This window comes from Acinetobacter sp. ATCC 27244, from assembly GCF_000156555.1.
Taxonomy (GTDB): Bacteria; Pseudomonadota; Gammaproteobacteria; order Pseudomonadales; family Moraxellaceae; genus Acinetobacter; species Acinetobacter haemolyticus.
Genome location: NZ_GG665962.1, coordinates 138,432 through 150,404, shown reverse-complemented (window position 1 = coordinate 150,404; position 11,973 = coordinate 138,432). Strand labels below are relative to the sequence as shown.

The window sequence follows — 11,973 nt, the reverse complement described above, 5'->3', positions numbered from 1 at the left end:
TTTTTTTACCTATTGATCTGTGTTTTTCGTGTAATAAGCCAATCTTTTTTGTTCATTTTATAGTAAGATAAATCGCTTTTTATTATTAAGTTGCGCAATACAACTTACTGCTCTATTAACTTGATTGGGCTTCAAGATTTAAAGCTTTGGCATTCTCTTTGAACGCCTGTAAGTCTTGAATAAATTTCACCCTTAGGTTTCTGACCTATATCATCGACATGGATACCAGTGTGCTACCGATTATTATCTTATTACCGCTCATACTCGGCACCACCCTAATCCCATACTTGCACCGTATTTCACGTGGCATGGCTGCGATTGGGGCGATTGGCATCAGTCTGAGTTGTTTTATTTTACTGTTAACTCAGGCATCAACAGTTCTTCAAGGCAATGCCTTACTACAAAGCTGGGATTGGCTACCACAGTTAGGTATTAATTTAAGTTTCCGCCTAGATGCCTTAGGTTTATTGTTTGGTCTGCTGATTAGCGGTATCGGCACCCTTATTTTTATATATGCCTATTATTATCTCAGTCCTAAAAACTCCCTGAGTAAACTTTATCAATTATTGATGTTGTTTATGGCAGCGATGTTGGGGATTTCTTTTTCTAACAATCTCATTTTATTGTTGGTTTTTTGGGAACTTACCAGTATTTCGTCCTTCTTGCTGGTGGGTTACTGGAGTCAATACGATGCAGCTCAACGTGGCGCACGTATGGCACTCACTATTACAGGTATGGGTGGTCTAGCAATGCTAGGTGGTTTTGTTCTATTGGGACAAATCACAGGAACCTACCAAATCGATCAATTGGTATTGATGAAAGATGTGATTCAACAGCATGAACTCTTCGTACCAACTTTATTACTGATTTTACTTGGTGCATTTACCAAAAGCGCACAGTTCCCATTTCACTTTTGGTTACCCAATGCGATGGCTGCACCAACACCTGTTTCGGCCTATCTTCACTCAGCGACGATGGTTAAAGCAGGTATTTTCTTACTCGCTCGTTTAGCACCTATTTTTATTGGTGCAGCGTTATACCACAATATCGTAACTTTTGTCGGTCTGTTTACCCTCTGTATGGCTGCTGGTTTTGCCATTTTCAAAGAAGATTTAAAAGGTCTCTTGGCATACTCCACCATCAGTCACTTAGGTCTGATCGTGTGTCTACTCGGTATCGGTTCGCCCCTTGCAGTTGCGGCTGCCATTTTCCATATCATCAACCATGCAACCTTTAAGGCAGCATTGTTCATGATTGCAGGTATCATTGACCACGAAACAGGAACACGTGACCTGCGTAAACTCAGTGGGATTTGGCAACTACTCCCATTTACCGCAACACTGACCATGATCACAGCAGCATCAATGGCAGGCGTTCCACTGACCAATGGTTTCCTTTCCAAAGAAATGTTCTTTACTGAGTTATTGGCAAACTTGTCAGGCCCAGTCATGTTGGTTTCAGCTGTGATTGCAACTCTTGCCGGTATTTTTGCGGTGAGTTATTCAATCCGCTTAGTCCATGGTGTGTTTTTCGATGGCGAGATTGGTAAACAAGTTCCGCATAAAGATGCTCACGAGCCTCATATTGGTATGCGTTTACCTGCCATTATTCTTGCTGTGCTTTGTATTTTGGTGGGTATCTTCCCTGCACTGCTGGCAGAAACCTTTGTCAATAGCGTTACACGCGCAAGCTTAGCTCAACCTGAGTTTGCTGGCACACATCTGGCGATTTGGCATGGTGTGAATGCGCCGTTAATTATGAGTTTAATCGCTCTCGTCGGTGGTACGATCTTTTATTTTGCACTCGCGAAAGATGGTCGTATTCGCAAAATTGATTTGGATCCTCATTTGGGTAAATGGCAAGGAAAAGTATTATTTGAACTGTTCCTAAAACATTTATTACTCACAAGCCGTAAAATCAAACAAAAAACTGAGACTGGTTCATTACAGCTCTATCTACTTTTAATCGTACTGTTCAGCATTGTGATGGTCGCAATACCTTTGTTCAATCAAGGTTTAACCACAGGTACGCGTGAGCTTAATCACGCACCTTGGGCAGCGATCGTGCTTTGGTTGATACTGTTCTCTGGCTGTTGGATGATGTTGTGGTTCCATCACGAACGGATCAAAGCCATTCTCATCAGTGGTGCAGTCGGTTTAGTCGTGACAATGGCGTTTATCGGTTTATCTGCGCCAGATCTAGCTTTAACCCAAATCACGGTAGATGTCGTTACTACGATTCTATTGTTAATGAGCTTGTCTTTATTGCCGCAGTTAACACCGTATGAATCTACCCGACCACGTCGTTGGAGAGATGCGAGTCTTGCAATTGCAGGTGGTTTAGGCATTGGTTGGATTACGTGGCTATTGCTTACCCGCGAACATAATTCAATCTCATGGTTCTTCTTACAGCAATCCATCCCACTAGGAGGCGGTTCTAACGTCGTCAACGTGATTCTCGTCGATTTCCGTGGTTTCGATACCTTCGGTGAGATTGCTGTTCTTGGTATTGCTGCGATTGGTACTTTATGTCTCATGGATGGTATGCGTGCGCATGGTACGACCGTGACTCAAGGTCTTACCTATCGTTTCAACCCATCTCCGCTCATGTTACGTATTGCAGCGTCGTGGATCTTACCGCTTGCCTTGGTGATCAGTGTCTACATCTTTCTGCGTGGGCATAACTACCCAGGAGGCGGATTCATTGCAGGTCTAGTCACCTCAATGGCAATCATTATTCAGTATATTGCGTTGGGGCAGGATCAAACAGAACGCATGCTTAAAGCCAAATCTGGGCGTTTGTACGAAATTTGGATTGGCTCAGGCTTAATGATTGCTGGCTTGACAGGTGTTGGTGCATGGTTCTGGGCACGCCCATTCCTCACTAGCGCACATATCTACGTAGAGCCACCATTGATTGGAAAAATGCATTTAGCTTCTGCATTGCCATTTGACTTAGGGGTTTATATCACCGTAGTCGGTGCCACCATGCTGTTGATTTCGGTCCTAGGTGACTCGCGTCACTCTGGTATGTCTGGACCAATCCCAAGTGGAGACAAATAATATGCTTAGTATTGAATTTTTACTCGCTTCTGGAATTGGTTTACTGATTGCGACCGGAATTTATCTGATTCTGCGTGCTAGAACATTCCCTGTGGTTCTCGGGCTGGTCATGATTGGCTATGCCGTTAACTTATTTTTATTTGCAATGGGACGAACCCAAGTCAATGCACCTGCCGTGCTGACTGAAACGGCAAGAGTTTCTGACCCTTTACCACAAGCACTCGTACTCACTGCCATTGTGATCGGCTTTGCGACAACAGCATTTATCGTGCAACTTGCTTTACGCAGTCGCTATGAGTCGGGGTCAGACCATGTTGACTCCAAAGAAGAAGCAACCTTGACTTATGAACCACGTGAGGATGAGCCATAATGTTTGATTTCTACCACTTCTGGCAGACTCATACTCCAATTCTTAGTATCTTAATTCCTGCTTTTACGAGCTTTTTGTTATTAATATTGGGCAATCCTGGTTCAGGGTCTTTAAAACAAGATTGGCGACAACCTTGGCGACGTGGCATCAGTCTGGTTTCTGTTATTTTAGGATTGATCACAGCACTAAGTTATTTAGTGATTGCCAATACTGGACAAATCACCGTTTACCAGATGGGTGAATGGTCGGCACCATTTGGTATCGTATTGGTCCTTGATCGCTTATCCGCATTTATGTTGGCGTTGACCTATGCACTTGCTGTACCTGTGCTGTGGTATGCCAGCGCAAACTGGGATACACGTGGTCGTTATTTCCATGCCATGTTCCATTTCTTGCTTATGGGGATTTCAGGCGCCTTCTTAACAGGTGACTTGTTTAACCTATTTGTCTTCTTCGAAATTTTATTGATGGCGTCGTATGTACTCCTGTTGCATGGTCAAGGTCGTCAACGTTTTCAGCTCGGTGTTCATTACGTCACAATCAACTTACTCGCCTCTGCCCTTTTCCTTGTTGGTTTAGGAATGATTTATGGCAGCGTAGGAAGTTTGAATATGGCGGATGTTGGTCGCCTGATGTCAACTTTAGATAACGATCAACATAAACTGGCAATTGCTGGTGGCTTAATCTTGTTTGTGGTGTTTGGAATTAAAGCCGCAATGCTTCCTGTTGGATTTTGGCTACCAAAAACTTATGCTGTTGCCAGCACGCCTGTTGCAGCTATCTTTACCATCATGACCAAAGTCGGAATTTATGCCATTTTACGTGTAAATGGCACGGTCTTTGATGATGCCATGGCACAAAGCATTTTTAAGAACTGTTTAATGGTAATTGGTCTAATTACTTCGATTTATGGGGTAATTGGTGCACTCGGCGCGGATCGTTTACGCCGCTTTGTTGGCTTTATGGTCCTGTCGTCAATTGGTACACTCTTGATTGCAATTGCGATGTTTAATACGCAAGCATGGTCAGCCGCATTGTACTATGTTGTTCACAGTACGTTAATTGCTGCTGCATTCTACCTGTTTTGTGGCTGGATCACTTCTCAACGAGGGGCATTCAAAGATCACTTAAAAGTCTCGCCAAAGATGAAACAGGAAAAAGCGGCTGCATTTACCTACTTTACGATTGCACTCATGATGGCGGGTCTACCACCATTTAGTGGTTTCTTAGGTAAAGTTTTTATATTGCAAGCAACAGCAGAAAGTCCTTATCAAGCGTGGATTATTGCCATCGTATTGATCGTGAGCTTACTGAGTATTATTGCCTTTACCCGTGTCGGTTTCATTCTTTTCTGGCGTGCGAGTGCACCTGAACAGAACCCGAAAGAGCCTGCACATGCTGAATATTTGGCACTACCAGAGGTTGCACCAAACCGCAATGATAAAGCCATTTATCTATTACTCGCTGGTTTGATGGCATATGTGGTATTTGCCTCACCAATTCAGCAATATGCCGTTGCGACAGCACAGCAAATTCAAGACCACGCACTTTATAATGAAGCCATCTTGAAAAAGGATTCTCAAGGACGCGCGATCAGCGTACAACCTTTTGATCCAAGCTATATTCCTGAAACAAAATATGGCGGTGAAGTTGAAGATCACAATGCGATACTCATCCCTGATGTGATTTCAAAAGCCAGCTTACAAGGCGAACATATTTCTGAGTATAAGCAACGTCAAATTGCTGAACAGATTTTAGAAGCTCCTACGATTCCAAATGAAGCCCAGCTCAAGCCAATGGAGGAACACTAATGCAAAAACTTAATTTGCTTCATCGTTGTTTTCCACATCCATTTGTCTCGTGCTTGGTTTTTGTCAGTTGGTTAATGTTGGCAAATAGCGTGCATATATCGAGTCTTACATTTGCATTCATATTAGCCGTAATCATTCCAGTGTTGGTGCGACCTTTTATCGCCTACACCCCGCGTATTCAGTTTGGGGCAGCAATCAAACTGTTCTTTGTGGTGCTATGGGATATTGTGATTTCAAATTTCCGTGTCGCAAGAATGGTGTTGGGTCCAATGAAAAAATTGCAACCCAAATGGTATCGTGTTCCTTTAGACACTGAACATGAACAAGTCAACACTTTACTCGCAATGATTATCACCACGACACCAGGTACGGTTTCTGCAGGAATCGATCAAGAACGTGGTGATATTCTTGTTCATGCACTTAACTGTGAGGATACAGAGGTTGATGTTCAAGAAATTAAAAAGCGTTATGAAATGCCTTTAATTGAAATCTTCAGCGCGAAGATACCAGAGGGAGCGAGCAAATGACTATTTTACCGTATGCACTGGGCATTGGTTTGATTACAATCACCATTTCCATGTTCATGTGTTTGATCCGTCTAATTGCAGGCCCGTCTGTGATTGATCGTTTGCTTGCACTAGACACATTATTCCTCAATGCGACATGTCTTATTGTACTATTAGGAATTTACTGGGCCAGTACCAATTTCTTTGAAGGCGCTCTTTTGGTTGCAATGCTTGGTTTTGTTTCTACCGCTGCACTTGCTCGTTATTTCACAACCGGGCATGTGATTGATTAAGGAGATAAATCATGCAACTTACCCTAGAAATCATCATTTCTTTTTTTGTGGTATTTGGCGCATTTTTTATGTTGGTCGGATCAATTGGTATGATCCGTTTACCTGACTTATTTATGCGTCTTCATGCGCCAACTAAAGCCAGTACATTGGGCTTAGGTAGCTTTTTGATTGCAGCAATGGTATTCGGCGCTGCTCATGGTCGTTTTGGCGCTGCTGAATTGCTGATTACCTTCTTTGCATTTATCACAGCACCTGTATCTGCAAATTTAATGGCACAAGCAGCAATCCATTTACGCTTACGTTCAAATAGTGGAGACGTCCCTGAAGCCTTGAATCGCCCGCTTCCTTGGCAGCATTATCGTCGTAAAAAAGATTAATCTTTTACAAAAGAACCTAAGTCAAAAAAGACCAACTTTAGTTGGTCTTTTTATTTCAGATATATCAAAACAAGAGACTTTTTTTACGTATCCACTGTCGTACCTTGGATTCAAAGACTCTGCTATTTTATTAAAATCATCAATATTAACCCACAATCTATTAGCAAGATTCGCAACTTTAGTTAAACTATTAGCAATAAATATTATGATTCATACTCTTAACTAACACACCATAAGTATCTTGCACTAAAAGAATAAATGATCTAATCGCTTCTTTTAGGCGGTAATCTATAAATTTCATCATAAATATATTGATACATACCTGCATAGTTTGGTTTTTCATTTCCCAAAACTTCAATAAATTCTTTTATTTTTCTTAATTGTACATCTGTTAATTGTATACTCACATCTATATTCCTTAAATTTTAAAAATTAATTTTCTTCGATATTTTTATGTAATGATGATACATTCCATGTTTCAAGTAGTCGCCATATTGCAGCATCTACATCCTTCCAACGATGGAAGTTACGTTTATCTATATTCCATCTGATTGTAATACCTCCATATAAAGGCTCCCATGATTCTGCAAATATCCAGTTTCCTTCTCCTCCCATGTGTTTAAATAAAATACCCATAGATTTTTCATGACTAGATTGACCATAACATCTCAAACTCTTTGTTTTAGAAAAGAACCAGCAATTTACACCATACTGTTCACTCCACCTTTTTGCCTCTACCATATCAAAATTTGAATCTTTGGTTGAGTCCTGATAACTCTTATAAACATCCACAGTTCGGCTATTAAACTTTTCATTAAATATCCTCACTTTGACTTGATCTTTATTATCTAACCCTTGTTCACTATATATACTCCGATCCGTTGCCTGTACAGTCGAACCGTTAAGTATTAAATCAAATTCAAGTTGTCCATCAGAATATGGTAGTGGTAAGCTCTCTGCTTCTACCACACTGATTTCTGAAAATTTTTCAGGCTTATAATCTATCGGAAACTGCCCTAGATAATGCTCTCGTTCTGGTTTGTAGAAATCTCGCTCACATTTAGGACAATGTTCATTAACGATATGTTTTCTTCTTTCTCCAAGTTTAGCCTTAACAATTAAATGATTATTTTGTTTCCATGTCACAACTTCACCCTCCTGTGGTATATACGGAGGTTCTTTTTTCTGCATACATGCTCCTTGGAATAATAAAATTATACTTAATAAAAGTATTTTCGTTTTATACATATCACTTCCTCTTAAATTTAATCACTAATTAATTTATAATTAATTGGTCATTAAACTTTCTTTATTTATCTATTAGATAAAGTAGGCGAATTGAGCAGATGGCAATGAGATATAATATAAATAGGAATCAACTTGTGTCTATTTTCTAAACACATCGACACGTACTACTGATATACCATTATTTTCATTTATACTCACTCCTCTAAGCTTATAACTATTTAGATAAATCAATTATCATCGTAGGTTCATATATTGCCCAAAGCAAAGAAAAAATAATAAGTAGATTAAATATTAGGGTCAGTAGCACAGTTTTTATTTGAAAGTTTTTTAATGTATATACCCATAAAACTACACTCATTTTTGGTAACCACCACCAAAATCGTGCTGTATCAAACACAAATCTAGACCACTGTGTTTGTTCTATGCCAAAACTTTCCCAAAGACCTAAAAACTCATAAGATCTAAAATGTATGGCATAAACAATAAAAAACTCAAAACTAATCACACCGAGTACAATCAAACTAAATAGAATTTTCTTTACTAATCCACTACGCATAAATTTTACTTCTTATTTGCTAACAAATTCTTAGGTCTAACCTTTTCCACTTCATTAAATAAACTAAATGTTTGATTGACATAATTCACCACACCTGAAATTTGATCCATATAGTGCATAAGTTCAGGTGTTTTCTCAGCCTGTAGCAGTTTTATCGTGCGTAATGGATCATAACTATCAAACTGACAGTAAAATAAAGTTTCACCTCGTTTTAGAATTAAATCCTTTGAAGTATCATGCCATTCAAATGCCCACATTAGTGGTCGAGGCCAAATGTGCATCAGAAAACGTCCACCAAAGATTGTATCTGGTAGCGGATTCTTGCGGTAGTTGAGTGAATACACCACTTCATCTGCAATAAAAGAATACGGAAGTTTCAGTTGTAAGATTGGGACTTGAGATGTACGCCATTCATTTTCATTGACATTTGTTTCAGCTTTTCTTCTGCAATATTTTACGCTGACTTACTTCTTTTTCATACAAATCAGTCTGTATATGTTTTTGATTTAGATAGCAAAATTTCTTTTAAATGAGTACTCATTCTCTTTAATTATTCTTAATTTTCTTAAAAATACAATTTATCAGTCATCCCCAAAAACTCATGTATTAAAAAGCCACCCGAAGGTGGCTTTTTAAACTTATTCTTTATCTTGCTCTTGTTCCGGCAAATCCTTGACAGCTTCAGCAATCAAACCAAACATATAATTGCCATAAGCATTGGTTTTGTCATAGTGAAAACGCAAGCGAGGTGTGATACGGGTTTTAATACGACGACTCAATTCATGACGCAAGAAACCTGATGCTTTATTCAATACATCTAAAGTTTCTTTATTCGCTGCTTCACTTTGATCATCACCAAGCTCACGTCCCATTACGGTTACATAAACTTCAGCATATCCCATATCAGCACTAACTTTCACGGCTGAGATGGTCACTAGACCACCCAGACGTGGATCTTTAAGCTCTTGACGGATCAGCTCAGACAACTCACGTTGTACCGAATCCGCCATGCGCTTTAAGCGTTGGCTACCCGCCATTAAAGACTCCGTTTAACCAATTGGACATCATAAACCTCGATCTTATCGAGTTCTTTGATGTCGTTATAACCTTTCACAGCAAGACCACATTCCATACCAGCACGAACTTCTTCAACCACATCCTTATAACGACGTAGAGACTCAAGTTCACCTTGGAACACAACCACGTCATCACGTAAGACACGGATTGGCTTGTTACGGTGAATCACACCTTCCATCACCATACAGCCTGCCGCTGCACCAAACTTGCTAGAACGGAACACTTCACGTACTTGCGCAACACCCAAGATCGTTTCACGATGTTCAGGAGCAAGCTTACCGCTCATTGCCGCTTTTACATCATCGATCAATTGATAGATGATGCTGTAGTAACGAATATCAATACCATCTTGATCAGACTTCTGACGTGCTGTGTTATCTGCACGTACGTTGAAGCCTAACAATACTGCTTCTGAAGATTCAGCAAGCGTCACATCAGACTCAGTAATCGCACCAACACCTGAACCGATTACGCGTACTTTCACTTCATCAGTAGAAAGTTCATCTAGCGCAACATGCAATGCCTCTAAAGTACCACGTACATCAGTTTTAAGCACAACATTCACAGTTGGAACATCTTTCTTGCCCATCGATGCCATGATGTTTTCTAAACGCATTGCGCTTGCACGCTCAAGACGTTTTTGACGCTCACGGTCAGCACGCGCATCAGCCACTTCACGAGCTTTCTTCTCATCATTCACGACAAGAACTTCATCACCCGCCATTGGCGCTTCTGGTAAACCTAAGATTTCAACAGGAATAGATGGTCCAGCTGTCGTGATACGTTGACCATTTTCATCAGACATCGCACGTACACGACCATAAGATGAACCAGCCAATACAAGATCACCAATGTTCAATGTACCGTTTTGTACAAGAATCGAAGTTACTGCACCACGACCTTTGTCAACACGCGCTTCGATGACGACACCTTGTGCAGCACCTTCAGCAGAAGCTTTAAGCTCCATCAACTCAGATTGAATCAAGATCAAATCAAGTAATTCATCAATACCTTGACCTGAGTGTGCTGATACTTTAGCGATTGGAACATCACCGCCCCACTCTTCAGGTACGATACCTTTGGTGGTCAATTCATTTAATACGCGATCTGGATCAGCAGACTCTTTGTCCATCTTGTTGATTGCAACAATGATCGGCGTACCTGCAGCACGCGCATGATCAATAGCTTCAGCAGTTTGTGGCATCACACCATCATCCGCAGCGACAACAAGTACAACGATATCAGTCGCTTTGGCACCACGAGAACGCATAGAGGTAAATGCTGCGTGTCCTGGAGTATCTAAGAAAGTAATAATGCCTTTCTCAGTTTCAACATGGTAAGCACCAATATGCTGTGTGATACCACCTGCTTCACCCGCTGCCACTTTAGAACGACGGATACGATCCAATAATGACGTTTTACCATGGTCGACGTGACCCATGATGGTAACGACTGGAGGACGAGTGGTTTGCTCGCCACGCGCTTCTTCAGCCGCTTCAAGCAAGTTATCTTCTGCTTGCGTATCAGAAACTAGAATTGGGTTATGACCTAACTCTTCAACCACCAATACTGCTGTATCTTGGTCAATCGATTGGTTTTGAGTAACAAGCTCACCCATTTTCATGAGCATCTTGATGACTTCGCGGACTTTAACTGCCATTTTCTGTGCTAAATCAGCCACAACAATCGTTGAACCAATTTCCACATCATAAACTTGTTTCTTAACCGGTTTTTCAAAACCATGTTTGTTTGACTGACTGGTTTTTAAGCCACGTTTGTGATGTGTACGGTTGAAGCTCTGCTCTTCTTGATTATTACGACCACCTTTCTTCTGACCACGTGTGTTGCTTGCGCCACCACGTTTAATTTCACGGTCTTCTTGATTAAAGGAATCTTCATAAGCCTGACCAACAAGACCAGCTGCCAATGGTGAATCATCAATCACACGAATCGTAGTCGTTGCATCATCACTTGAATATTTCGATGCCATTTTACGCATCTGTTCAAGTGTACGCTGTTGAGCTTCTTCAGCCGCTTTGCGACGTACTGCTTCTTCAGTCGCTTTCAACTGAGCAGCTTGTGCTTCACGTGCTTTCTTTTGCTCTGCAGTTTCTGTTGGTTTCACAACAGGTGCTTTAATTACTTTATCGCTGTTACGCTTTTTCACAACCACTGCAGTTTTAGCAGGCGCTTGTGTAGCGCTATCAGAAGTGTGTGCCGCACGCATTGCTTCTAGCGTTGCATTGGCTTTCTGTTCAGCTTGATTACGCGCTTTTTGTTCAGCTTCTGCACGTGAACTCTGTTCTACGCGTGCTTTTGCTTCCGCTTCTGCACGCGCTTTTGCTTCTGCAGCAATTAATTCTGGATTTGGCTTTGCAAAAACTTGCTTCTTACGAACTTCAACATTAATGCTTTTTGCTTTACCCGATGTACTGGTTACTTTAGCAGTACTCGTTGTTTTACGTTTCAACGCGATCTTTCCTGTGTTACCACTTTCTTGACCATGAACTTTTTTCAAATAATTGACCAAAGTATCTTGCTGTTCAGTGGTAATAATGTCATCTGCTTTACGCTGTGGTAGACCTGCTTCGCGAACCTGCTCTAGGAGTTTCTCTACAGGACGTTCTACGCTGAGCGCTAACTCTTGAATCGACTTGTCCGTCATCTATTATC

At 41.0% G+C, this 11,973-nt stretch carries 11 protein-coding genes and 1 pseudogene; 6 read left to right on the top strand and 6 right to left on the bottom strand.

The features are described from left to right. Positions 1–218 precede the first annotated feature (218 nt). From HMPREF0023_RS12740 to HMPREF0023_RS12715, 6 genes are read left to right on the top strand one after another with little or no spacing between them, the layout of a single operon-like run. Positions 219–3,062 carry a monovalent cation/H+ antiporter subunit A gene (locus HMPREF0023_RS12740; RefSeq protein ID WP_017396562.1) on the top strand — a complete coding sequence of 948 codons (2,844 nt, stop codon included), beginning with the start codon at positions 219–221 and terminating at the stop codon, positions 3,060–3,062. Between the two features lies 1 nt (position 3,063). Next, positions 3,064–3,432 (top strand): Na+/H+ antiporter subunit C, encoded by a 369-nt coding sequence (locus tag HMPREF0023_RS12735; RefSeq protein WP_005083834.1) that lies wholly within the window; start codon positions 3,064–3,066, stop codon positions 3,430–3,432. Further along, positions 3,432–5,243: a monovalent cation/H+ antiporter subunit D gene (locus HMPREF0023_RS12730; protein ID WP_008942285.1), complete on the top strand. Its 1,812-nt coding sequence runs from the start codon at positions 3,432–3,434 to the stop codon at positions 5,241–5,243. The genes HMPREF0023_RS12735 and HMPREF0023_RS12730 overlap by 1 nt, the downstream gene beginning before the upstream one ends. Beyond that, a complete protein-coding gene (locus tag HMPREF0023_RS12725; protein WP_004637698.1) occupies positions 5,243–5,770 on the top strand; it encodes a Na+/H+ antiporter subunit E in 528 nt (175 codons plus the stop codon). The genes HMPREF0023_RS12730 and HMPREF0023_RS12725 overlap by 1 nt, the downstream gene beginning before the upstream one ends. Continuing rightward, positions 5,767–6,042, top strand: coding sequence for a monovalent cation/H+ antiporter subunit F (locus tag HMPREF0023_RS12720; RefSeq protein ID WP_004637697.1), 276 nt, complete (start codon positions 5,767–5,769; stop codon positions 6,040–6,042). Before HMPREF0023_RS12725 ends, HMPREF0023_RS12720 begins: the two co-directional genes overlap by 4 nt. Before the next feature lie 11 nt (positions 6,043–6,053). After that, entirely contained in the window at positions 6,054–6,419 is a 366-nt protein-coding gene (locus HMPREF0023_RS12715) for a Na+/H+ antiporter subunit G (protein WP_005083838.1), read from the top strand. Between the two features lie 263 nt (positions 6,420–6,682). Here the strand turns inward: HMPREF0023_RS12715 and HMPREF0023_RS16785 are convergent, their stop codons facing one another. The 6 genes and pseudogenes from HMPREF0023_RS16785 to infB all read right to left on the bottom strand — a co-directional run bounded on the left by HMPREF0023_RS16785 (position 6,683) and on the right by infB (position 11,965). Continuing rightward, complete coding sequence (locus tag HMPREF0023_RS16785; RefSeq protein WP_004637695.1) at positions 6,683–6,826, bottom strand: hypothetical protein; 144 nt, start codon at positions 6,824–6,826, stop codon at positions 6,683–6,685. Between the two features lie 25 nt (positions 6,827–6,851). After that, entirely contained in the window at positions 6,852–7,610 is a 759-nt protein-coding gene (locus HMPREF0023_RS12710; RefSeq protein ID WP_017394648.1) for a hypothetical protein, read from the bottom strand. 271 nt (positions 7,611–7,881) lie between these two features. Next, positions 7,882–8,223: a hypothetical protein gene (locus tag HMPREF0023_RS12705; protein WP_005083842.1), complete on the bottom strand. Its 342-nt coding sequence runs from the start codon at positions 8,221–8,223 to the stop codon at positions 7,882–7,884. Positions 8,224–8,228: 5 nt separating this feature from the next. After that, positions 8,229–8,666, bottom strand: a pseudogene (locus tag HMPREF0023_RS12700) (hypothetical protein); the annotation flags it as partial. A 195-nt stretch (positions 8,667–8,861) separates the two neighbouring features. Next, complete coding sequence (locus HMPREF0023_RS12695) at positions 8,862–9,260, bottom strand: ribosome-binding factor A (protein ID WP_004637691.1); 399 nt, start codon at positions 9,258–9,260, stop codon at positions 8,862–8,864. Further along, the gene (gene infB / locus HMPREF0023_RS12690; protein WP_004637690.1) at positions 9,260–11,965 is read right to left on the bottom strand and encodes a translation initiation factor IF-2; all 2,706 of its coding nucleotides are present in this window, start codon (positions 11,963–11,965) and stop codon (positions 9,260–9,262) included. The genes HMPREF0023_RS12695 and infB overlap by 1 nt, the downstream gene beginning before the upstream one ends. Positions 11,966–11,973 lie beyond the last annotated feature (8 nt).